This is a genomic window from Virgibacillus siamensis, assembly GCF_039522605.1.
Lineage (GTDB): Bacteria > Bacillota > Bacilli > Bacillales > Amphibacillaceae > Lentibacillus > Lentibacillus siamensis.
In genome coordinates this window covers 14,424-36,788 of record NZ_BAAADS010000016.1, presented here as the reverse complement: position 1 = coordinate 36,788, position 22,365 = coordinate 14,424, and the positions used below count along the sequence as shown (strand labels likewise).

Annotated in this window: 21 protein-coding genes; 13 read left to right on the top strand and 8 right to left on the bottom strand. The window is 42.2% G+C overall.

Features of this window, described 5'->3' with window-relative positions; translation table 11 throughout:
• Positions 1 to 69: 69 nt before the first annotated feature.
• The 5 genes from ABD010_RS11395 (at position 70) to ABD010_RS11375 (ending at position 5,951) form a co-directional block, all read left to right on the top strand.
• A complete protein-coding gene (locus ABD010_RS11395; RefSeq protein WP_343813110.1) occupies positions 70 to 2,193 on the top strand; it encodes a CDP-glycerol glycerophosphotransferase family protein in 2,124 nt (707 codons plus the stop codon).
• Between the two features lie 136 nt (positions 2,194 to 2,329).
• Positions 2,330 to 3,157 (top strand): ABC transporter permease, encoded by an 828-nt coding sequence (locus ABD010_RS11390; RefSeq protein ID WP_343813109.1) that lies wholly within the window; start codon positions 2,330 to 2,332, stop codon positions 3,155 to 3,157.
• Positions 3,158 to 3,174: 17 nt separating this feature from the next.
• On the top strand, positions 3,175 to 3,990 hold the full coding sequence (tagH, locus tag ABD010_RS11385; protein WP_343813107.1) for a teichoic acids export ABC transporter ATP-binding subunit TagH: 816 nt from the start codon (positions 3,175 to 3,177) through the stop codon (positions 3,988 to 3,990).
• 26 nt (positions 3,991 to 4,016) lie between these two features.
• Positions 4,017 to 5,030 (top strand): UDP-glucose 4-epimerase GalE, encoded by a 1,014-nt coding sequence (gene galE / locus ABD010_RS11380; protein ID WP_343813105.1) that lies wholly within the window; start codon positions 4,017 to 4,019, stop codon positions 5,028 to 5,030.
• Positions 5,031 to 5,207: 177 nt separating this feature from the next.
• Complete coding sequence (locus tag ABD010_RS11375) at positions 5,208 to 5,951, top strand: sulfotransferase family protein (RefSeq protein WP_343813103.1); 744 nt, start codon at positions 5,208 to 5,210, stop codon at positions 5,949 to 5,951.
• 102 nt (positions 5,952 to 6,053) lie between these two features.
• Here the strand turns inward: ABD010_RS11375 and ABD010_RS11370 are convergent, their stop codons facing one another.
• The 3 genes from ABD010_RS11370 to ABD010_RS11360 all read right to left on the bottom strand — a co-directional run bounded on the left by ABD010_RS11370 (position 6,054) and on the right by ABD010_RS11360 (position 9,602).
• Positions 6,054 to 6,770, bottom strand: coding sequence for a glycerophosphodiester phosphodiesterase (locus ABD010_RS11370; protein ID WP_343813101.1), 717 nt, complete (start codon positions 6,768 to 6,770; stop codon positions 6,054 to 6,056).
• 89 nt (positions 6,771 to 6,859) lie between these two features.
• On the bottom strand, positions 6,860 to 8,350 hold the full coding sequence (murJ, locus tag ABD010_RS11365) for a murein biosynthesis integral membrane protein MurJ (protein WP_343813099.1): 1,491 nt from the start codon (positions 8,348 to 8,350) through the stop codon (positions 6,860 to 6,862).
• The gene (locus ABD010_RS11360; RefSeq protein ID WP_343813097.1) at positions 8,343 to 9,602 is read right to left on the bottom strand and encodes an O-antigen ligase family protein; all 1,260 of its coding nucleotides are present in this window, start codon (positions 9,600 to 9,602) and stop codon (positions 8,343 to 8,345) included. The genes murJ and ABD010_RS11360 overlap by 8 nt, the downstream gene beginning before the upstream one ends.
• 258 nt (positions 9,603 to 9,860) lie before the next feature.
• Between ABD010_RS11360 and ABD010_RS11355 the strand changes: the two genes are divergently transcribed.
• Entirely contained in the window at positions 9,861 to 11,039 is a 1,179-nt protein-coding gene (locus ABD010_RS11355; protein WP_343813096.1) for a glycosyltransferase family 4 protein, read from the top strand.
• A gap of 151 nt (positions 11,040 to 11,190) precedes the next feature.
• Positions 11,191 to 12,249 carry a glycosyltransferase family 4 protein gene (locus tag ABD010_RS11350; RefSeq protein ID WP_343813095.1) on the top strand — a complete coding sequence of 353 codons (1,059 nt, stop codon included), beginning with the start codon at positions 11,191 to 11,193 and terminating at the stop codon, positions 12,247 to 12,249.
• Positions 12,250 to 12,587: 338 nt separating this feature from the next.
• Here ABD010_RS11350 and lepB read toward each other — a convergent pair whose 3' ends face one another.
• The 5 genes from lepB to ABD010_RS11325 form a co-directional block, all read right to left on the bottom strand.
• A complete protein-coding gene (gene lepB, locus ABD010_RS11345; protein WP_343813094.1) occupies positions 12,588 to 13,148 on the bottom strand; it encodes a signal peptidase I in 561 nt (186 codons plus the stop codon).
• Positions 13,145 to 13,831: a hypothetical protein gene (locus ABD010_RS11340; protein ID WP_343813093.1), complete on the bottom strand. Its 687-nt coding sequence runs from the start codon at positions 13,829 to 13,831 to the stop codon at positions 13,145 to 13,147. The genes lepB and ABD010_RS11340 overlap by 4 nt, the downstream gene beginning before the upstream one ends.
• A gap of 58 nt (positions 13,832 to 13,889) precedes the next feature.
• Positions 13,890 to 14,684, bottom strand: coding sequence for a hypothetical protein (locus tag ABD010_RS11335; RefSeq protein WP_343813092.1), 795 nt, complete (start codon positions 14,682 to 14,684; stop codon positions 13,890 to 13,892).
• A gap of 60 nt (positions 14,685 to 14,744) precedes the next feature.
• Positions 14,745 to 15,167, bottom strand: a complete 423-nt coding sequence (locus ABD010_RS11330; protein ID WP_343813091.1) for a hypothetical protein — start codon at positions 15,165 to 15,167, stop codon at positions 14,745 to 14,747.
• Between the two features lie 414 nt (positions 15,168 to 15,581).
• Entirely contained in the window at positions 15,582 to 16,625 is a 1,044-nt protein-coding gene (locus tag ABD010_RS11325) for an LCP family protein (RefSeq protein ID WP_343813090.1), read from the bottom strand.
• A 217-nt stretch (positions 16,626 to 16,842) separates the two neighbouring features.
• Here ABD010_RS11325 and ABD010_RS11320 point away from each other — a divergent pair, with 217 nt between their 5' ends.
• The 6 genes from ABD010_RS11320 to ABD010_RS11295 all read left to right on the top strand — a co-directional run bounded on the left by ABD010_RS11320 (position 16,843) and on the right by ABD010_RS11295 (position 22,335).
• Entirely contained in the window at positions 16,843 to 17,577 is a 735-nt protein-coding gene (locus ABD010_RS11320) for a WecB/TagA/CpsF family glycosyltransferase (protein WP_343813391.1), read from the top strand.
• A gap of 424 nt (positions 17,578 to 18,001) precedes the next feature.
• Positions 18,002 to 18,226: a DUF1659 domain-containing protein gene (locus ABD010_RS11315; RefSeq protein ID WP_343813089.1), complete on the top strand. Its 225-nt coding sequence runs from the start codon at positions 18,002 to 18,004 to the stop codon at positions 18,224 to 18,226.
• A gap of 105 nt (positions 18,227 to 18,331) precedes the next feature.
• On the top strand, positions 18,332 to 18,547 hold the full coding sequence (locus ABD010_RS11310) for a DUF2922 domain-containing protein (protein ID WP_343813088.1): 216 nt from the start codon (positions 18,332 to 18,334) through the stop codon (positions 18,545 to 18,547).
• A 429-nt stretch (positions 18,548 to 18,976) separates the two neighbouring features.
• Complete coding sequence (locus ABD010_RS11305) at positions 18,977 to 20,563, top strand: L-lactate permease (RefSeq protein WP_343813086.1); 1,587 nt, start codon at positions 18,977 to 18,979, stop codon at positions 20,561 to 20,563.
• A 90-nt stretch (positions 20,564 to 20,653) separates the two neighbouring features.
• Positions 20,654 to 21,361, top strand: coding sequence for a FadR/GntR family transcriptional regulator (locus tag ABD010_RS11300; protein WP_343813084.1), 708 nt, complete (start codon positions 20,654 to 20,656; stop codon positions 21,359 to 21,361).
• A 260-nt stretch (positions 21,362 to 21,621) separates the two neighbouring features.
• The gene (locus tag ABD010_RS11295) at positions 21,622 to 22,335 is read left to right on the top strand and encodes a (Fe-S)-binding protein (protein WP_343813082.1); all 714 of its coding nucleotides are present in this window, start codon (positions 21,622 to 21,624) and stop codon (positions 22,333 to 22,335) included.
• Positions 22,336 to 22,365 lie beyond the last annotated feature (30 nt).

Here is a 22,365-nt window from a genome sequence, read left to right as displayed (position 1 = left end):
AAAATAAGTATAACGAATATATAATATGGAATAGACAATTTTCGCTATTGAGAGGAGTACACACTCAAAATGCCGGCAAATGAGCTAAGAAACAAAGTAATTACTAACATAGACGTTCACGGTCATGAATATACCATACATGTACCTTTCCGGAATGATTACCTCCCGAAAATGGAAGCATACTACTTTGCCTTAACACACAGTTACGGGGAGGAAGAAGTAGTAGTTCCATCAGTTATTGTATCTGAAGATGAGGAGTTTACACTATTTGAATTAAAATTTTCATTTAATGATAATATTGCCGATTTCACCGTGTATGAAATATGGGATTTATGTCTGTTCCGTAAAGCGGAGGAGGAAGAGGAGTATACCAAGGTAAGAATTAAAAGTAACTATGCCCCGTTAAGGTTCAATATGATTCTGCTCGAAGAAAAGGAAAAAATATTTTATCCGTTTACTTCGAGGAAGGGAAATGTTTCTTTTCGGATAAATGAATATACACTTTTCAGCAGTTTCGATAGTATTACCGTTGAAAATGAGACATTGAAATTCTCCGGGAACTATAATTTTGCGCCGTTGTTCCACGGATTGGGTTATCAGGTAAAAAGCTTGAATGTAATTGTAGTGAACAATCTGGATGATACAGAGATTAAACTGAACGTTGATGAAGAATTGCGAGAAGATCTTTATGAGCAATATAATGGTACAGAAATGCTAAGGCATGCCGGCTTTAAAGGTGAATTTCACTTTTCCGATTATATTATGTATGGATTGAAAAAATACTTTAAGTTTTATGTTGAACTAACTTATGAAAAAGATGGGGAAGAGTATACGATTCGCAGCACACGGGTTCGTGTTAACCATTATGCTAATCCGACAAAGAACAGAATCAAGAAAATTAACGGAAGCAAAGTGAGAATAAAAACGAAACCAACCAAAAAGTCAAAGTATTTTTCCTTACAAACTTCTGATTATAAATTGGTAAAAGAAATCTACAGAAAGCTGCGGTCATCATGGGTGAAAATAAGGCGAAGCGGTTCCCTGCAGAAAATGTATAAAGCTGCATTTATCCTACTCGGAAAACTGCCGGTCCGGAAAAACCTGGTCATGTTCGAAAGTTTCCTTGGCAAACAGTACAGTGACAGTCCGCGGGCTATCTACGAATACATGCTCGAACAAAATTTGCCTTATGATATGTACTGGAGTGTTGACCGCAGACATATGAAGTATTTTGAAGATAAGGATGTAAAATATGTCCGCCGTTTTTCACTAAAGTGGCTTGTGCTGATGGCAAGGGCAGGTTACTGGGTGACCAACAGCAGACTGCCTTTATGGATACCGAAGCCAAATCATACGGAATATGTCCAGACATGGCACGGGACACCATTAAAACGCCTGGCTGCTGATATGGATGAAGTGCACATGCCAGGAACAAATACGATTAAATACAAACAAAATTTCTTGAATGAAGCGAGCAAATGGGATTATCTCGTTTCCCCGAATGCCTACTCAACGGAAATTTTCCGTCGGGCATTTCAGTTTGATAAAAACATGATCGAGTCTGGATATCCACGGAATGACTTTTTGATCAATTCAAATGATGATGCGACCATATCAACGATTAAAGAATCGGCGGGACTTCCAGCTGATAAAAAGGTGATTCTCTATGCTCCTACGTGGAGGGATAATCAATTTTATGCGAAAGGGAAGTACCGTTTCAATCTGGAACTTGATTTGCAACAGATGAAAGAAGAACTTGGAGATGAATATGTCATTGCACTTCGTCTTCATTATCTGGTAGCAGAAAACCTTGACTTAAGCGGATTTGAGGATTTTGTTTACGACTTGTCCGCTCATGAGGATATCAGGGAATTATACCTGATTGCCGACATGCTGATTACCGATTACTCGTCTGTATTCTTTGATTACGCCAATTTAAAGCGTCCGATGATATTTTTCGTATATGACATTGACGATTATCGTGATAACCTGCGCGGCTTCTATTTTGATTTTGAGGAGAAGGCGCCTGGTCCATTAGTGAAAACAACGGATGAAGTGATTTCCGCGATTAAAGAAATTGATGTGAACGGCTATAAACCATCTCAAACGACTGAAACATTTTACAAACGGTTCTGTTATCTGGAAGATGGTCAGGCAAGCAAAAGGGCCGTGGAAGAAGTATTCGATAAATAATTTAGAGGGCTTGTGTTTACGATAAGCATGAGCCCTTTTTAATATTGTGTTTTGAGAACGTAAATTGTATAATTTAGTAATGCATGAATGTAATCAGCATGATTAAGAAATGATTGAAGGTTGAGAGGACAAGCATATGAATGCAGCGTTAACTGTTATTAAAGAGCAAGTCAAGCACTTTTATTTGATCAAAAGGCTTTCGATATATGAAATGAAAAACAGGAACCAGTCCAATTATCTGGGGATGGCCTGGGAATTGATTAATCCAGGTATTCAGATGTTGATTTATTGGTTTGTGTTCGGAGCCTTAAGGGATCGTGACGATGTCCATGTTGCACCGGGAGTTGAACCCAATTTCCTTTTTTGGCTTCTTGGTGGTTTTATTGTTTGGATTTTCTTTTTTAAATCGACAATTGATGGGTCAAAATCGATTTACAGCAGGTTAAAGCTATTGTCTAAAATGAATTTCCCAATGAGTATTATTCCAAATCTGGCAATATTTTCACGCTTTTATATACATTTAATGTTGCTCGGAATTGTAATCATTATCTTTCACTTTGCGGGCTATTTTGTGAATATATATTATTTACAGCTTATTTATTTTATGTTTGCATCGTATTGTTTTATATTTGCACTTTCACTGATTATATCAACACTTTCAACTATAATAAGGGATGTGCACATGTTTTTAAGCTCAACTCTGAGAATGGCATTGTATTTTTCGGGGGTTTTGTGGCCCTTCTCAATTCTGGACAGATTTCCTGACTTTGTGCCGGAATTGATGAAATTGAATCCTATTTACTACTTAATCAGTGGATACCGTGCTGCGTTATTTGGTACAGAATGGTATTTTATAACGAACTGGGAGTATACGTTGTTATTCTGGGCAGTGACCATCATATTATTTTTGATTGGTGCCAAAATACATGTCAAGTTCAGAAGACATTTTATTGACTTCTTATAAAAGGTTTGGAGATTAACATGGAAAATGAAAAAGCGATTATCGTAAATAACGTTTCAAAAAAATATAAACTATACAGCGGGACAAAAGAGCGCCTGTTGGATTTGATTACACCAAAACACTATGGTGAGGATTTTTATGCATTGAAAAATGTCAGTTTCGAAGCTGAAAAAGGTGATGTAATTGGATTTATTGGGATCAATGGTTCCGGAAAATCGACCCTGTCAAATATAGTTGCCGGAATTGTACCAGAAACGTCCGGATCCGTTCAGGTGAATGGGCATTCGGCATTAATTGCGGTTGCTGCAGGACTGAAAGGGGACCTGACAGGCAGGGATAATATTGAACTGAAATTGCTGATGCTCGGGTTTAACAAAAAAGAAATTGAAGAATTGGAACCGGGGATTATCGAGTTTTCCGAGCTGGAGAAATTTATCGACCAGCCGGTAAAATCCTATTCAAGCGGGATGAAGTCACGGCTAGGGTTTGCGATTTCCGTCAATGTGAACCCGGATGTCCTGATCATTGACGAAGCATTGTCAGTGGGGGACAAGGCATTTTCGGAAAAAAGTCTGGAAAAGATGATGGAATTCAAGGAAATGGGCAAAACGATGATTTTTGTCAGCCACTCGACTGGTCAAATGAAGCGTTTCTGTCAGAAGATCCTTTGGCTGGAGTATGGCATGGTGAAGGAATTTGGACCGGTGGAAGAAGTTATGCCGAAATATGAGGAATTCATTAAGAATTTCAAAAAGATGTCCAGGAAGAAACGACTTAAATATAAGAGAGACAGGTTGGCGGAGCAGGAGAGTAATCTAGCCGTAAGTTCTAAATAAAATTATTTTATGGGGAGTGTATTTTAATGAACATTCTTGTAACAGGTGGAACAGGGTATATTGGAAGCCATACAACAATTGAACTGCTGAACGCTGGCCATGATGTCATAATCGCCGATAATATGAGTAACAGTAACCAACTCGTGCTCGATCGAATTAAAGACATTACCAGTAATGAAGTAAAACTGTATGGTATAGATCTGTTGAATAAAAAGGAACTTGACCGGATATTTAAGGAAAATACCATTGATGCAGTGATTCACTTCGCCGGATATAAAGCTGTTGGTGAATCTGTGGAGAAACCGCTGAAATACTATAAAAACAATCTAATAAGTACGATTAACCTATGTGAAGTGATGGAAGAAAACAGTGTTTATAATTTAATTTTTAGTTCTTCCGCAACTGTGTATGGGAATCCAGATACAAATCCGATTCAGGAGTCATTCCCGACAGCCGCTCATAATCCATATGGACGAACAAAGCTGATGATTGAAAAAATGCTGATGGATGTAGCGGCTGTTAGTGACAACTGGAACATTTCACTTCTTCGATATTTTAACCCGGTTGGTGCACATTCCAGCAGTAAAATCGGAGAAGATCCAAACGGTATTCCAAACAATCTAATGCCGTTTATTACACAGGTGGCGGTTGGCAAGCTCGATGAATTAAAAGTGTTTGGCAATGATTATGATACACCGGACGGTACGGGTGTCAGGGATTATATTCATGTAGTTGATTTGGCAAAAGGTCATTTGAAAGCATTGGAACAAATTGAAAATAATAATGGACTTGAAATCTTTAACCTTGGAACCGGTCGCGGTTATAGTGTGTTGGAAGTTGTTGAAGCATTTGAAAAAGCTTCTGGAAAAAACATTCCATATGAAATTGCGAAACGAAGACCTGGAGATATTGCAACATGTTATGCTGACCCTTCCAAAGCGCTTAAGCAGCTTGGCTGGCAGGCCGAAAAAGGAATTTACGATATGTGCAAGGATGCATGGAATTGGCAGGAGAAGAATCCGAACGGTTATAATTCATAATCGATACGAGTTATTCCCGAAACGGAGGTGTTTTTTTAGCCAGACAGTCAAAATTCTCGCAGTGCAGTTGAATATATATAAGGTAATGAACAGGATGGTTTAATAGAAGTTTGCTTGGTCCGCCTTTCATACTTGCTTCATATAAATCGAGTACGTTGAAGAAATGAGGGAATTATCATGGATTCAAAAAAGTTTGTATTTATCTGCGGATTGCATCGGAGCGGAACAACAATACTTTTTAAGTTGCTTCGCGAGCAGGATCAGATTAGTGGTTTTAGTGGAACGGGCGTGCCCAGAGATGAAGGACAGCATCTGCAATCCGTGTACCCGTCCGCTAAAAAAGTCGGGGGAACCGGCAATTTTGCATTTAACAAAAAGGCACGTTTGGACGAAACATCAGAATTGATTACACCTGAAAATAAGGAACAGCTGCTTTCGGAATGGGGTAAGCATTGGGATTTGTCCAAGGATATATTGTTGGAAAAATCCCCACCCAATATCATCAGAACCCGTTTTCTTCAGGAGATGTTTCCTGAGTCGTATTTTATTATTATAAAAAGACATCCTGTTGCAGTTTCATTTGCAACGGACTCCTTTTCTAAAAAAACCTTTGAATTAGAAAGGCTTTTGGAACACTGGGTTGAATGCCATAGACAGGCTGAACAGGACATTCCATATCTAAAAAATGTCATGACCATCAAGTATGAAGACCTGGTTGCAGATCCTGAAAAGTTCATGGGTGATATTTCTGAACTGGTCCGGTTTAATGCAGACGACATTACATTGAATGTGAAATCCAACACAAACGATAAATATTTCAAGCAATGGCGTGAATTGCCGCAGGATGTGCGGAAATCATTGGAAGAAAAATTTGAAGAGCAAATAAACAAATACGGATACAGTTTTAAGGATGTTCAATAAACCGGAAGAAGACCAGTTCACAGTTAACTGGTCTTTTATTTAGGTGAGGTTGATAAAATAATTTAAGTATAATTATATTTTTGAAAGGTTGCTGCTAAATACTTACTCCCCAAAAATCCCCGGAGAATTCGAAAATACTCCATCCACTCCAAAGCCCAGCAATTCTTCATAACGTTCCTGATCACTGACTGTATACGGATAAACTTTATACCCCAGCTTCTTGCACTCCTCAACAAACGTTTGATCAGTGTACACTTGGTTCGGATGAATGCTGCTGATATGGAGTCCGCTGTTTTTGGCATAGTCCCATGCGTTCAGGATGCGATAGTAGAATAGCATGCCGAGCGGGATATCCGGATTGATTTCCTGTACCCTTTTTAAAGCCACATGGTCGAATGAGGAAATAATAAGATTATCTATTCGATTGTGGCGGGTAAGTGTTTCAAGCAGGATTTTTTCAATACCATCATAGATTACGGGAATATTTTTTATCTCAATATTTAACAGGATGCTGGAAGGCGTGATATCGAGTACTTCCTCAAGGGTTGGTAATGTTGTGCCTGCAAATTTTTCACCAAATCCGGAACCGACATCAATCTGTCTGATTTCGTCCAGCATGTAGTCTTTTATATTACCAGTGATATTACTGTTGAACCGCCGGAAATGATGATCATGGGAGATGACCAGGTGATTGTCTTTGCTAAGCTGAACATCTAATTCAATCGCTTTTGCGCCGTAATCCAGTGCCTTTTGAAAAGCTGGAATCGTATTTTCCGGTGCTTCTGTCAATGAGCCGCGGTGGGCAAAATTCAACGTCATGTTTAACCACTCCAATTCTCTATTAAAAAGCATAACATAATTTATTCATGGTATAGAAAAAAATGATGTGTGGGACCTCTTTTGACAGTTCATTCCTCTTTTCTGAATTCAATTATATCAGCCCGTGTCACAACACCACTCAACCATAACAGTACACCATATAGTAAAAATACTGCTAAACTTGTAACTGCAATCCTAAAAAATTCCGCTTCCATTGAAAAATCAAAGACGTAACCTGCAAACCAGACGACAACGGAAATCAGTACAACTTTAAAAATCCGCAACATGAAGTCATTTACTGAGAAATCATATGAATTTTTCAGTGTAATAAATAAAAATGCTACTGTCATGACCATCGATATACTGGTTGCAAGGGCGACACCACCGATCCCTATTAATGATGCCAACAGGAAACTCAGTCCGGCATTAATAAGAAGTCCAATGAGGCATGCGTACATTGCCACTTTGAAACGGCGTACGGCATAAAGGGCATTCATTAAAAAGTCTCGTATTGCAAAAAATGGCAGGGCGACTGCGAAAAAGAAGAAGGCACTCCATGTCAGTTTCAATGCTTCATCCCCGAACACACCCCGCTTGAACGCGAATTCGACGACTTGTTTTCCTTCCAGAAGCATGATGATTTCAAATGGGATGGCAATCACAAATATTAAAAACATCCCACGCTTGACCATCTGAATAAATCCTTCGCCTGGCTTAGATGTTTTTTCCACTAATGATGGATAAAAGACTGTAATCAATGGGGTCATAATCAGACTGACAGGAATCCAGACGAGCCGACTAGCGTAATTAATGGCGGCGACGCTCCCCGATGACAAGGTGGATGTAATGATTCGGTCAACGACATCATTTAACTGCAAAAAAAGGGCAGCAGCAATGATTGGAATGAACAGAACTAATCGGCGCCTTAGTTCAGGTGTAAAATGTACCTTTAAGCGGAATCCGGATTTTTTCAGTGGAGTGTATTGAATGATAAACTGCACGAATACGCCTGAAAGCACACCCACTGTTAAACCAATGACACCATATTGGACTGACAAAAAGACGATTGCCAGGATGACGAAAACATTCTGCACAGCAGGGGAAAGAGCAGGTAATAGAAAATGTTTACGTGAATGCAGAACCCCTGTTGAAATTGCCATGAAGGTTAAAAATACAATGGTCGGTGCAAGAGTTCTTGTCAAAGTGGTGCCCAATTCAAGTTGTTCACTTGAAAATCCCGGTGCCAGCAACTGCATGATGGAATCCGCAAATACAAACGTAAACAAGCTAAACCCAATTGCTGTCCATATAAAAACGGAACCAACCGTATTCAGATTGTTTCGGGCCAACTCTAAATTTTGCTCCTTATCTTTTATATAAAGTGGGATAATTCCAGCTTGTATCGCAGTGCCGATTGCTGTGAACATGATAAGCGGGATAATATTTGCCATAAAAAAAACATCTGCAACTTTCGATGTTCCAAAATATGCAGCAATCAAAGCTTCACGGCCGAATCCGAGCAATTTTCCGATGATGGACAGGATAGTAATGATGCCAAACGATCGCAACATCCTACTCATACCGCCACCTCACTCCCAATCCAAGAAACATAAACAAATACAGCACAAATGTCTTATCTTCTAAAATATTATAAACGATACCTGCAATCGTTCCGGCGACAAGCATCAAGAAATAAAATTCACCGCCCATGCCAGCTGTCCGCCAGAAAAACAACAGCATAAGCAGCGCACCGATCACACCGGTTTCAACCAGTATCTGCATGTATTGATTGTCGGTGTACATGCCTTCCCTGACATCATATTCATCATAAATTGGGGATTCATAAAATAAGGAAGCGGTGTCGCCGTATGTGCCAAACCCGGTTCCGACCACGGGATGATCCAGGAAAATTTGCATTCCCTTCAAAACAATATAAATCCGTCCGCTGCCCATGCTCTTCTCAATCGTCTCGCCGGAAAACATCTCTAAAAATCGCTCGACAAACAGGCTGGCATCCATTGATTCTGTATTCGAAACATCCTCGGCGGGCGCCTGCCTTCCATCAGACGTCAGCATGGACATGGCGTTTGCTGGAAAAAAAATGAGCAATACCGCCACCGCGAAGGCAAATGCCGTCCGTCCGATCATCCGCCAGTTCTGCTTAAGCAAACTTACAACGACCAGTCCAATCGCAAATGCCAGCAATGTTCCGCGCGAATAGGTGAGCACCACGGTTCCGGCGATCAGGATCAGCCCGGCGTATGTATGCCATGTAAATCGCCGGCGGAAAAAAATCACCAGAAAGAATACGATACATAAATAGGTTGCCAAAATGTTTGGGTTGCCGGTTGCCCCGTAAATCCTGCCGCTGTTGATGGCGGCCAGGTCCCACGCTTCCCAGCTGTCAGGCATCAGCCATGTCCGGTGCGAGACTTTGGCAATCAGGCCGTGCAGGGAAACGAGTACGCCCATTACAAATGAAATGGATACGACTTGCTGCAGAAAATCACGTGGTGAATCCAACCGCATTTCCCCGACAATATAAATCAGTAAAAAAGGCATGACAAACGTCCGCAGCTGTATGGCCACCGCCATTGGTTCGACTCCGTTTAACAAGGCGACAACCGCCCCGACTGCTATAAAGGCTAAAAAGTATCCAGTGAAGCGGTATTTTTTTAATAAGCCTGCCGGATCCCGGAAAAATATATGTAAAAACATCCCGATGATGACGACATCACCAAGGAATCGGAGTACTGGAATCAATTCGATCAATAACGTTCGTACCGGAAAATAAATAAGCAGCAAAAAGATACCGTACTTTTGATAAGTCATGGTAAACACTCCGATGTAAGGACTCAAATCTTAATGATTACATAACAATTATGGACAACTTCGGCGCATATATTCATAGTAGCGGGCCGTGTTCCAAGCTGAAAACATGATATTTAAGCCAGCCCTGTTTGTTCCTGGACCGGAAAGGCCGTGTCCCAAATGGTGCCAGCGCTTCCCATATGATCAAACACTTATATTTCCTGCCTGCTTTGGACATATTGATGATGGAATCATAAATGTGAAAAGGCGGCTGATCGGATGAAGATACTCCATTTAAATGCCGGGAATGAGACAGGCGGCGGCATGCACCATATTCTCGGGTTGCTCAACGAATTTAATGTCATGTCCAGGACGGAAACAGGTAATCCCGATGCCTTGAGTCCATTTAAATCCGGTGAATTCACGCTTGGTGTGCTGGAAAAAGGCGAGCTGCTGGAGCGGGCGCAACGGGCGGGCATTAACACGGTGCATTTTGCCAACCGGATCAAAATGAGCATCCCGCTGTTGCAGAAAATGAAAAACTACATTAAGAGAGAGCAAATTGACATCATTCATACACATGGGCCGCGTGCTAATGTGTATGCGAATTTACTTAAAAAAATGACGCCATTTACCTGGGTGGCAACTGTGCATAGTGATCCGTTTCACGATTTCATGGGGAAGGGGACGTACGGCAATTTTTTGAGCCGCGTGAATGTGCATGTGCTGAAAAACTCTGATCAGATTATCGCGATATCGGAAGCGTTTCGGACCAATTTGATCCAGGCGGGATTTCGCGATAAGCGGATTGTCACGGCATTGAATGGAATCGATTTTAACAAAAATTTGCCGCGACCCGCCAGCAGACAGGACTACGGATTTTCCAAGGATGATTTTATTATAGTGATGGTGGCGCGTCTGGAACCAATCAAAGGACATGATATCGCACTAAAGGCTTTTTCCGAACTTGCTGCCAAACATCCCGAATGCCAGCTTGTTTTGCTGGGTGAGGGAAGCCAGCTTACCCGGTTGAAGCTGCTTGCTAATGACCTGAACATCAGCAAAAATGTCCATTTTTTTGGTCATCAGCAGCAGGTCGATACTTTTTACCAAATCGCCGATATTACGATGCTCACGTCGTTCAGTGAAAGTTTCCCGCTTGTTTTGCTGGAATCGGCCAGGGCGAACACGCCGGTCATTGCCACCGATGTCGGCGGGGTCGGACAGCTGATTCAGGGTAAAAAACACGGCTGGAAAGTCCCGCCCGGCGACCCGCAGCAATTACACCGGGCGATGCTGGACGCTTTACTATTGAAGAAAAAGGGTATGTTACAACTAATAGGGGAAGAACTTTTTACACATGCTTCCGGAAAATTTTCCGTGCAGTCTTTCGCTGAAGAGATTTATAATGTATATTTAAATGTGGACAATTATCGGTTCAGAGCGAGCGGAAAATAAAAAACGGTAACGAATATTTATATAAGTACGCGTTCAAAAAGAGGAAGACAAAAAGTGCAGTGAAGAAATTCAACGCAATTTTTTGCCGGACTTGTTGAACAACCTCTATAAAACGTCCAATACGTCAGGAAAGTAAATTGAGGTGGGCTAAGTGCTAAAAATCGGGATTTTAGCCTTTTTACTGATGCTTGTTTCGTTAATCATCACACCGATGTTTATAAAATTCGCATTGAAAATTAAAGCCACAGATAAACCGGATCACCGAAAAGTACATACAGACCCAATTCCGACCCTTGGCGGCCTGGTTATTTTCACCAGCTTTCTGGTTGGCCTGGTCATTTTGCAGCCGTATAATGAATACCATGTGTCAATTGTAGTGGCATCATTCATTATTATCGGGCACAGTATCGTGGATGACGTGTACAACCTTACTCCGAAAATCAAGTTCGTCTTTCAGCTTGCAGCAGCATTGCTGGTTGTATTTTGGGGCGGATTGCAGGTGGAACTTGTCAACCTGCCATTTGCCGGCCAAGTTGAGCTGGGCTTTCTCAGCTCCATTGTTGCGATTGTTTGGATTCTAGGACTGACCAATGCGATGAATTTGATTGATGGACTGGACGGGCTTGCAGCGGGTGTTTCGGCGATTGCCTTGTTTACAATTGCCATGATGGCCATCTCGATGAACCAGGTATACGTTGCCACGATGGCACTGATTCTTTTTTTCAGTACTGTCGGTTTTTTGCGGTACAATTTTTTTCCCGCCAAAATATTTATGGGGGACACCGGCTCACAGTTTCTTGGATTCATGATTGCCGTACTCGCGCTGCTCGGGTTTAAAAATGTTACGATTATCTCATTCATTATCCCGATTTTCATTGCGGGGGTTCCGCTCTCCGACATCATCCTGGCAATTGTCAGGCGGAAAATTAATAAACAGCCCTTGACCAAACCAGACAGTTCACATCTGCATCACAGTCTCGTCCGAACAGGGTTTACCCACCGGCAGACTGTCCTGCTTTTGTATGGGCTCAGCATCATGTTTAATTTGGCTGCTGTGCTGTTTTCGATGACGACGGTCTGGGGTGCGGTGCTGATCTTCCTGATTGCGGTTATCGCTATTCAATTTTTAATCGAAAATCTCGAACTGATTAACAGCAATTTCAAGCCATTGACAAAAATGATGAACGCTATCCGGCGTAAATCAGAATAAATGAAAAACGAATTAATGGTAAGCTCTGCCGCTCCGGAAATATACTTCGCTTTCACTTTCGAGCATAAGTGCGACATCAGCCCAAGAAAATCACTTTCCCTGTGTCTTCTTTACCGCGGGCGGCTGTTGAGCCCTCCTCGTGCTTGGTGCTCGTCGTGTTGCAAGCATATTCGGAGAGGCAGCACTCCTCGCAACTCGTAGCGGATTCGGTTGAAGTAGTGCTCGTCGCACTGCGGGGTCTCATCTAGGCCTCTCTTCCCGCAGGAGTCTACGTATATTTCCTACGCTGGTCTCTAAATTATCGTCTTTTGAGTTACACTTTTTATTTTTCCAGCCTTTTATTTTAGGATAACCGTCATGAATCCAAAGGGAAGTAATGATAGTATCGCTTGACCTTGTATCTTTTCTTTGGAGATGGATCCTATCTCGCTATTTCTGCTATCCAGACTTTCTCCAGGTGTTCGATTATCGCCTATTAAGAAATAAGATCCGCTATCAACTGTTTTTTCAGGCATATCATGTGGTATTCCAGTTGCAAACTCACTTTCAATTGGTTCTCCGTCTACAAGAATTACCCCGTTTTGTATCGCTATTGTCTCGTTTGGCAGACCAATTATCCGTTTAATGACATCATAACCATCCCCGTCACGAAAAATCACAATATCATTTCGCTCTGGAGTATAAAACATATCACTGGTTAGAATGACATCCCCGTCACTTATCGTTGGGCTCATCGAGTTACCATTGATAATGGTTATGCCAATCACAAACCGGAAAACAAAAAATACAGCAGCAATGGATACAATAAACAACAACCAGCCGATCCAACCAGATTTTTCTTTCGCTATGTCATCTGATTGCTTCTTGTTTAACGCTAATTCGTGCACATTTTCGGTCATTTTTTACCAGCTTTCTTTTCTGTATTGGTGTCCGTAGTCTTTTTTGTTTTAGTGGATTTCTCCTTATCTTCTGCATCATCCAATGATTTCTTGTCTGATGAATTGGCAGCGTGTTTTGTATCTGACTGCTGCTTTTTTTCATTGGTTGAAGTTGAATCCTCTTTCTTTTGATTGTGCGTTTGTTTTGGCTTCTCTCCCGATTCATTATTTTGTTCGGTTTGCAGATTGGTTTGTTGATGGACAGCATTCATTTTATCAATTGCATTCTGTTGAATAGCATGTAATTGATTAATCACCCTTTTTTTCTTTTGCGCGTTATCGATATCGAAGTTTTGAATCAAATTATCTGTGTGTTTCTGTATAGCTTTTATTCTTTTTTTCTTTTCACTTTTTATTTGTTTATGTAATTCCTCTTCGGCGTTTTTAATTTCGTTTTTCAGAGTGTGTTTTAATCGTTTTGTCTGTTTTGCTTGTTCAGATGCCACTGTCTCTCTTATTTCATTTATTGCGGCGGTTTCTTGTTGATCAAACCAGTTTGTGATAATGGCTCCGATATCTTTATCTGCAAAGGCAACGTTTAAACTGCTCCCAACGATGACAAAAAACAAAGCAAAGCCGATTAGAAGTTTTAATGCGATAGGCTTCTTTTTTCTTTTGTACGTTTCCGTTCGCTTCTTCATCATAAAACCTCCATATTAAAAAGCCGAGGCCCCTCATTGAGAGAGACCTCAACGCTTTTAATTACTTGCCATCTGTTCCATCAATGCCAGCTACTACTTCGTCTAAAGCATCGATTGCACCATTTTCCAGTTCCTGGGCTTTCGAAGCGATGATGGATTGTTGTTCTGCAACAAGATCTTCTAATAATGTTTCAACTTTTCCGCGCACTTCATTAATTTCAAAGTCAATTTGGTTCTTCAGATTATGTGTTAGATTTGCTTCCCGATCATCTAAATCAGCTTGAAGTTCACCTTTAGCATTTTCGATTGCTTCCTCTAGTTCCGACACTGCATTTTCTTTTGCAGCATCCAGATCAGTTTTTACTTGCGATACAGCTTTGCTTCCCGTGTCACCAGTGTATTTGGTCAGGTCATTTTCAGCATACGCATATCCTTGATCACCAAGATTCTGTATTTGAAGCCAAGCATCCATATACACATCATAAAACGCTTTTTCCGCCTCGGATAATAGTTCTTCTTTTTTAGCTGTAACAGCTTCCATGTGATCTTCTTTTGCGGAGTTAATCGCATTTTTCGCATCCGTTGTTTCACTGTCAGCTGTTTCGTTGATATCGGTTTTTGCATCAGATTTCAGCCCATTGTATTCCTGTGCAAGTCCCGGGAGAAGGGATGCACCATATGCAGCTGCATCTTCTTTACTATCTTGAACAGCAGAATTAAATTGGCCATTGTACCAATCTTGTAACGCTTGCCCCGCATCCGTGTTTGCAAAAGCAAAACCTCCGCCCAGAACCAGGCTTCCTGCTGCTGTTCCTGCAATAATTTTTCCTTTAACTGTTTTCAAACCTAATTTCATCTGTAAATCTTCCTCTCAACATTTTTTTATTTTAATGAACTATGTAGTTCCATTAAAATCTCATTCGTCCAGCAAATCTTCTAAAAACACTTCGACATCTTCCTCGATTTCCGTTTTCACTTCCTGTTTTTGTTTTTGATAAAATTCGTTGAGTTCGCTTTTATTCAGGTCTTTTTTCGATTCTGTTAATTGAGAAAGGTAATCCTGTTGATGATTTTCGATTTCTTCTTTGGAGTTCGTAATCGTTAACAGCTGAAACAGTGTAATCTTTTCGTTGCTTTTATTAAAAAAAGATTCTTTTTCTGCCTTGGATAATCCAACTGAAAACGTTTCTGGTAAATTTGTCTGCATTTCCTTTTTCACTTTTTGCGAGGCGTTGTCAAACCAGTTGGGAACACCTTCTCCAGTTTTCGCATAGATAAATACACTTGATGATCCGATGAGCAACAAAACCATTAAAACGATAAACAGTGCTTTTTTCACTATCACCTATCCTTTCATCATCTTTTTGAGCCTAATTATTCAGGAATTTTAAATCATACGTCCTCACAACGCCTGATTTCCTTCTTTTGAGAGAACATATTCAGCTCACCTCTTCTCTAAAATGAACACAATTCCATTGATATGTCGCTTTTAGGTTATTTATTCATCTAATATGCTACTTTAGTTGTACAGGATTAAAAATTTCGTATCCCACATAACCGCCGAATGATAATGTGGTAGGTATTTGGAAGGAATGCTGATGCTATAAAAAAATACGTTTTTAGAAGGTTAATCGCAGAAAAAACGTGAGGACTTGGGCCTTTGTTTTTATTAAAAAAAAGCCTGAACCTTTTGGTACATAAGGTTCAGGCTTTTTGATTTCATTGCTGCAGTCCTGTTCAGGCTGGCAGTTTTCTAATAGTTAAAGGACTCATCATCATCCGTTGCCGACGTTTCTTCATTGGATCCATCGGCAGTTGCTGTTGTTTCAAGTTCAAGGTGCTGTTTAAGCATTTGTTTCGTTTCGGACAATGCAACCTCATCCAGCTGCCAGTAATACGTACCGTCGGGCTGATAATTGTGCCCTTCCAGTGTGTACGTATCAAAGCCAAGGCTGCCTTCACCGGTGCCATAAGAAATCAGGCTTTTCATTTCATCAAACGACATGTTTGTTGTCATGTTCGAGCCGACCGCTTCAATGATATCGTCAAATTTTAGAACCGAATTAATCGAAATCGCCTTTTTGATGACCGTTTTGATAATTTCCTGCTGCCGTTTGCCGCGCTCGATGTCATTGTCGAGTTTTCTGGTCCGGGCCAGGGCGAGCGCTTCTTCACCGTTTAATTTCTGTTCGCCAGGCATCAGGTGAATCGCACGTTCTTTATCCTGGGAATTCTGTTCATACAATTCGTATGGTACATCAACCTTGATCCCGCCAACTGCATTAACCACTTCGATGAACGCGTCAAAATTCAGCTTTACATAATAGTCGACCGGAATATCCATGAGCCGTTCGACCGTGTCAATCGTTGCTGGAATTCCGCCATATGCATGGGCATGGTTGATTTTGGTCTTGTAGCCGACTTCCGGAATGTACACGTATGAGTCACGTGGAATGCTGACCATCTTGACACTTTTCTTATCTTTGTTCAAAGTCGCAAGCATCAGTGTGTCGGTTCTGGAGTTGTTCTTGTTGTTGCGGACGTCACTAGCATCAACACCAACAATCAGGATGGAAATATTATCTTTTAACGGATCGACCGCTGATTCACGCAAATCCGATTTTTCCCGGCCGTGATTTTGATAGGAATCAGACAGGGTCGATTCGGCTTTGGCGTACAAATACCCAGCGTAACTCAGCCCGATAAAAACCAACAGTAACGGAATCAGAATAAAGTAAACCCGTTTCCGCAGTTTCCGTTTCTTCGTTCGTCTAACTACCCGCGTATCATTATTCATGTAAAAATTTCTCCTCTTTTAAATTTTACTTTATATTTATTAGGAAAAAAAACCGTTTAATGATATTATAATTCAAAAGTCATTGATTCATTTACATTATCTTAATAAAAGGCTAACGTTAATTTTACTATGAATCTGATTTATAGTAAATTTATTTTTTATTACAATCCCATTTCAACAAATTTAGACGAAACACGATGCAGAAAGGTTGCAAAAAATGAACGAAAATGTCGATACGGTGCGGATTATGAATCTGGACTTTATTAATACCACACAGGAAAATTTCCTGAACAATGTGCTGCATAAGCATCTGCAAAATGAGGAAAAGTGTTTTATTGTAACAGGCAATCCAGAAATTTCCATACGTGCACGGGAAGACCGGGAGTACCGGGACGCTGTGAAAGCCGCTGATTACGTCATCCCCGATGGTGCAGGAATCCTGATTGCGGCAAAATATATGAAACAGCCGATGCAGGAGCGTGTCGCCGGATATGATGTCATGCGCGATCTGCTGGCATATGCGAATGAACAGCGGCTGAGCTGTTATTTTCTCGGAGCCACGGAAGAAGTGAACCGGAAAGCTGTTGCTGCAGCGGAACGGGAGTACCCTGACTTACATATTGCTGGACGCCATCACGGTTTTTTTGACATGGATGATCCGTCCGTGGTGGAAGAGGTCCGCACGTCTGGAGCCGACATCGTGCTGGTGGCACTCGGACTGCCCCGCCAGGAATTATGGATCGCCCGCCATTTCGACACTTTCGATAAAGGTGTGTTTATGGGTGTCGGCGGATCGATTGATGTTCTCGCCGGCGAAGTCAAACGCGCCCCCGACTTCTGGATCCGGCTTAATCTCGAGTGGCTCTACCGCCTGCTGAAACAGCCATTCCGCTTCAAGCGTATTTTGAAAGTATTTGAATTTATGATGCGGGTGTTTTTGAAAAGAAGCTAGCTATGGAGCTGGCTTTTTATTTTGAGCGGATTCTCAGCACCTGCCCAGCAGCGTGATGAATAGGAAGTTCAGTTAAACGTGCGAAGTCCTGGCTCAAACGTGCGAATCTCCGTCCCAAACGTGCGAACTCAGCTCAAAACGTGCGAACCTCCGTCTCAAACGTGCGAACCCTCCCCCCAAGCGTGCACAATCGTTCTTTTTAACAGTACCCCAACATCCTCAACGAACAATAATAACCATTTCCCATCCATCAAACCCACTTCCATAAGGTCATTTTCTGCTAAAGCAGAAAATATCTTTTTTCTTTTACAATCGTACCTCCAAACCAAAAAAGTGGTATGTTCACATAAAAATATTTTTCCCCAAATAGCTGCCCCCTTATTTCACTGGCTCACGATTTATAGGGTGAAGGGAGGTGAACGACATGGCAGTAGCACAAATGGTGGCTTCGCGGCTGAGTTTGATTCTTGACGATGGATTGGATCCAGAGTCCGGCAAGCAGCTCTTCAAATCCAAAAGTTTCAATAACGTGAAAACAGAAGCAACCGCAGATCAGTTATTTGCGATTGCAGATGCTGTTGCACCACTGCAGCAGCGTCCGCTCGTTAACATCGAGCGTAAGGACAATTCCGAAATCACGCAGGCGTAAATGTAGTTGGCCAGGTTGATTCCGGAGTACGGATGAAAACGGAAGAAAAATTGGATTACCACATCGGCATTGCAGTCGAAATAAGGAGAGGGAGGAGGAACGACAATGAAAAAGCTTGAGCTTAAATTTTTGAATGAGTTGGGGAAGACTGTCACATATTCATTAGATAAACCGATTGAGCCGGTTGATCCTGCTGCAGTAAAAGCGGCAATGGATGAAATCATCAACCAGAACGCATTCTCAACGTCCGGCGGTGAGATTGTATCGATCAAAGGCGCCCGGGTTGTGGAGCGCAATGTAGAAGATATTGAGTTGGTGTAAATAATTTTTTAAAGGCCAGTGTGAGTTCCCCTCGTGCTGGCCTGATTTGTATCTAATTTGGTATTATACAATTAAATAAAATGTGCTAAGGAGGTGCTGAAAATGACTTCAGTAAGACTGATTCTGAAAAAGAATATAAACAATTCATGAATTTTATTGATTATCCTCCAGAACCCAGCAAATTTATAAAAGAACTGATTGAAAACTACGAGAAGCAAAAACAGAGACAATAATGCGGATCCGCCAGCAGACGCGCAACGGATATAAGTCTCCATCCCTCCCTTTAAAAATTTCCGACAACCATTTGACAAATTTCCACACAGATTGTAAAGTATTCTTATTATAAGGTCATCAGATGACCAGTTGATAGAGAAAGTTTTTTTATGAGCTATTGTAAGCGATTACGAATTTAGGGGAGGATGTTGAACATTGTTATTATTGGTGGCGTTAAGTGCGATTATTGCGCCGTTTGTTTTTCTGGTTATTTTCAGGCAGCCGGCAATTAAGGGGATGTTTTTCAGTGCCATTATTGTCATTGTGCTGGCTCTGCTTGTTTGGGGAATGGGCGGCGGAATTGTAACCGCTTCGATTTTACAGGGGATACATAAGGCGTTAACGATTCTATTAATCTTGTTCGGTGCGATTGTACTGCTGAACACATTGCAGCATACGGGTGCGGTGGACCGGATTAATGAAGGATTCCGTAATATTTCCAGTGATATGCGGGTCCAAGTAATTATCGTCGGCTTTCTGTTTGGCGCACTGATTGAGGGTGCGGCTGGATTCGGAACACCGGCAGCCGTGACTGGTCCGTTGATGGTTGCGCTTGGTTTCAATCCGATGGCTGCGGCTGCGCTGGCGTTGATTGCGGACAGTTCATCGGTGTCATTTGGCGCAGTGGGTACACCGATTCAAATTGGACTGAGTAACATTCCGGGGGCGAATTTGGAATTTTTTAATGAAATCGGTGTGAAGGTGACGCTGATCGATTTATTTGCCGGAACCTTTGTACCGCTTATCCTGGTTGTTATTTTGACGATGTTTTTTGGAAAAAAGAAAAGCATGAAAAATGTGTTTGAATTGGCTCCATGGGCACTGCTGATTGGCGTGGTTTACACGGGTTCGGCGTTATTATATGCGGTACTGTTTGGGCAGGAATTTGTCGCAATTTTAGCATCGTTAACCGGGCTGTTGGTGGCGACATTTACTACCAGAAAAGGTTTCCTGATGCCAAAAACGGCATGGAAGGATGCAGTGCGGGATGGTTTTGAAGTGAAAGCGGAGAAATCAGAAATGAGCCTGCTTAAGGCATGGTCTCCGTATTTGGTCGTGGTTGGGCTGTTGCTGATTACGAGAATCATCGATCCGATCAAAGAATTCACCTTAAAGTATGTAGATCTGACCTGGAAAAATATCCTCGGGTTTGAGGGTGTGACATCCGGTTGGGAAGTGTTATATTCGCCGGGAACAGTGCTGGTCCTGGCTGCGGTATTCGCGGTGATTATCCAGCGCAAGTCTTTTTCCAATTTTGCCAAGGCATCCAAAGAATCGCTGAAGTCCATTCTAACGGCGGGGGTGACCTTGTTTTCGACGCTTACACTGGTACAGGTGTTTACGAACTCGGGTATCAATGCAAACGATCTCATCAGTATGCCGCAATATATTGCTGAAGCACTGGCAGCGACATTTGGATCGGGCTGGGTTATGGTTGCTCCGTTCTTAGGTGAATTGGGTGCATTTATAACCGGCAGCAATACGGTGTCAACGCTGACTTTTTCACCAATTCAGTACAGTGTGGCGAACCAAACAGGGATGAACACGCAAATTATCCTTGCACTGCAGGTAATTGGTGCTTCAGCCGGTAATATGATTTGCGTGCACAATGTTGTGGCGGCTTCCACGGTCGTTGGGATGAACGGCAAAGAAGGTGATGTCATCCGCAAAACATTGATCCCGGCGATTGGATACGGCATTTTGGCAGGTATTGGCGGGTTGATCATCATGAGTATTTTGTAAGTTGCGCCGTTTCAGGAAAGGCCACTTTCATTCTCGATTTCTTTCAAGTAAACTTGGTGTAACGAATAAGTGGTAAGGTGGAACATACTATTGGATATCAAACCGATCAAAACGCGTAAAATATATGAAGAAGTATCCGATTCATTCATCGAGATGCTGAAGTCAGGTGAACTTCAGCCTGGTGACAAGCTGGATTCTGTGGAGCAGCTGGCGAAAAGCTTTGATGTCAGCCGCTCCGCAATCCGGGAAGCATTGAGCGGGCTGCGGGCCATGGGAATCGTGGAAATGCGTCAGGGAGAAGGAACCTACATTAAGGAGTTTGACGCGTCCAAATTTTCCTTGCCTGTCGCAACGGCTTTGATCATGAAGCGGGACGATATAAAAGAATTGTCCGAAGTCCGGAAGATTCTGGAGGTTGGTGCGGTTGAATTGGCTGCCCAGAACCATTTGCCGCATGAATTGGAGCCAATCGAAAAAGCACTCATGGATATGAAAGGTGCCAAGGGAAGAGGAGATGTGGGCGAGAAGGCAGATCTCGATTTTCATCTGGCCATCGCCAAAGCGTCCCATAATGACATGCTGATCAATTTGATGAGCAGTGTCTCGGATATCATGGTGGAATCCATGCGGGAGACCCGCCGCCTGGTGTTGTATTCTGAGGAAAAGAGCCAGCAGCTGTATAAGGAACACGAGCAGATCGTGGCAGGAATAAAATCCCGCAATCCTGATGGGGCAAAAGATGCGATGCTGAATCATTTGGTAGGCGTGGAGCGGGTTATAGCGGAGTATATTGATTGAGGGTGTTGTTGTGGTGGATGAGTTTTTAATCGAGCGGGGCAGCATCTGAATCGAGCGAAAAGCACTCGAAGTCGAGCGAGGGAGCACTGGAATCGATCGAGGTGGCACCGGAATCGATCGAGCAGCAAGTGAAATTGAGCAAGCGTAAACCCCTGCTCGCGCCAACTATCAAAATTCTATCAGGCTTTATTCATCATAAAGTCTTTTCACTTATGCAAGACATATGATGACCTGCTTTTTAAAATACGGAGGTGTCAAGATTGAAAGTTTCGTTGTTTATTACGTGTATGTGCGATATTTTTTCATCAAACGTTGGGAAAGATACCGTGGAACTGCTGGAGAAGGTTGGCTGTGAGGTTGAGTTTCCGGAGGCGCAGACGTGCTGCGGGCAGCCGGCATTCAACAGCGGTTATTTGGAAGATGCCAAGCAATCTATGAAACAAATGATCAAGGCTTTTCAGTTTTCGGATTATGTTGTCGGGCCATCGGGTTCCTGTGTGGGCATGATTCAGGAATATCCGAAAGTTTTCAAGGGTGATATCGTCTGGGAGGAAGAGGCGAACAAGCTCGCAGCCAAAACATATGAGCTGACCCAATTTCTGGTTGATGTGCTCGGTGTTACAGACGTTGGCTCGACATTCAGGGGAAAAATTACGTACCATCCATCCTGCCACATGACGAGGATTCTTGGCGTGAAAGATGCCCCGATGACACTGCTGAATCATGTGCAAGGGGCTGAGGTGATTGAACTCCCCCTTAAGGAAGATTGCTGCGGATTTGGCGGAACATTTGCCGTGAAAAATTCGGTCATATCCGGTGAAATGGTCAAAGAAAAATCGCGTCATGTTTCGGAAACTGGTGCGGAATATTTGGTTGGTGGTGACATGGCCTGTCTGATGAATATCGGCGGTCGTATGAAACGGGAAGGCAAGGATGTCAAAGTCGTGCATATTGCGGAGATTTTGAATCGTTAATTTTTTACACAAGAAGCTACTACAATTTTT

What these genes read in the sequence shown, in the direction of transcription:
- ABD010_RS11370 (WP_343813101.1), bottom strand. Translation starts at nt 6,770, where the DNA reads ATGACGTTGAATTTTGCCCACCGCGGCTCATTGACAGAAGCACCGGAA.
- lepB (WP_343813094.1), bottom strand. Translation starts at nt 13,148, where the DNA reads ATGACCGAAAATGTGCACGAATTAGCGTTAAACAAGAAGCAATCAGAT.
- ABD010_RS11320 (WP_343813391.1), top strand. Translation starts at nt 16,843, where the DNA reads ATGAACGAAAATGTCGATACGGTGCGGATTATGAATCTGGACTTTATT.
- ABD010_RS11325 (WP_343813090.1), bottom strand. Translation starts at nt 16,625, where the DNA reads ATGAATAATGATACGCGGGTAGTTAGACGAACGAAGAAACGGAAACTG.
- ABD010_RS11335 (WP_343813092.1), bottom strand. Translation starts at nt 14,684, where the DNA reads ATGAAATTAGGTTTGAAAACAGTTAAAGGAAAAATTATTGCAGGAACA.
- ABD010_RS11390 (WP_343813109.1), top strand. Translation starts at nt 2,330, where the DNA reads ATGAATGCAGCGTTAACTGTTATTAAAGAGCAAGTCAAGCACTTTTAT.
- galE (WP_343813105.1), top strand. Translation starts at nt 4,017, where the DNA reads ATGAACATTCTTGTAACAGGTGGAACAGGGTATATTGGAAGCCATACA.
- ABD010_RS11395 (WP_343813110.1), top strand. Translation starts at nt 70, where the DNA reads ATGCCGGCAAATGAGCTAAGAAACAAAGTAATTACTAACATAGACGTT.
- ABD010_RS11315 (WP_343813089.1), top strand. Translation starts at nt 18,002, where the DNA reads ATGGCAGTAGCACAAATGGTGGCTTCGCGGCTGAGTTTGATTCTTGAC.
- ABD010_RS11340 (WP_343813093.1), bottom strand. Translation starts at nt 13,831, where the DNA reads ATGATGAAGAAGCGAACGGAAACGTACAAAAGAAAAAAGAAGCCTATC.
- tagH (WP_343813107.1), top strand. Translation starts at nt 3,175, where the DNA reads ATGGAAAATGAAAAAGCGATTATCGTAAATAACGTTTCAAAAAAATAT.
- ABD010_RS11360 (WP_343813097.1), bottom strand. Translation starts at nt 9,602, where the DNA reads ATGACTTATCAAAAGTACGGTATCTTTTTGCTGCTTATTTATTTTCCG.
- ABD010_RS11375 (WP_343813103.1), top strand. Translation starts at nt 5,208, where the DNA reads ATGGATTCAAAAAAGTTTGTATTTATCTGCGGATTGCATCGGAGCGGA.
- ABD010_RS11355 (WP_343813096.1), top strand. Translation starts at nt 9,861, where the DNA reads ATGAAGATACTCCATTTAAATGCCGGGAATGAGACAGGCGGCGGCATG.
- ABD010_RS11310 (WP_343813088.1), top strand. Translation starts at nt 18,332, where the DNA reads ATGAAAAAGCTTGAGCTTAAATTTTTGAATGAGTTGGGGAAGACTGTC.
- murJ (WP_343813099.1), bottom strand. Translation starts at nt 8,350, where the DNA reads ATGAGTAGGATGTTGCGATCGTTTGGCATCATTACTATCCTGTCCATC.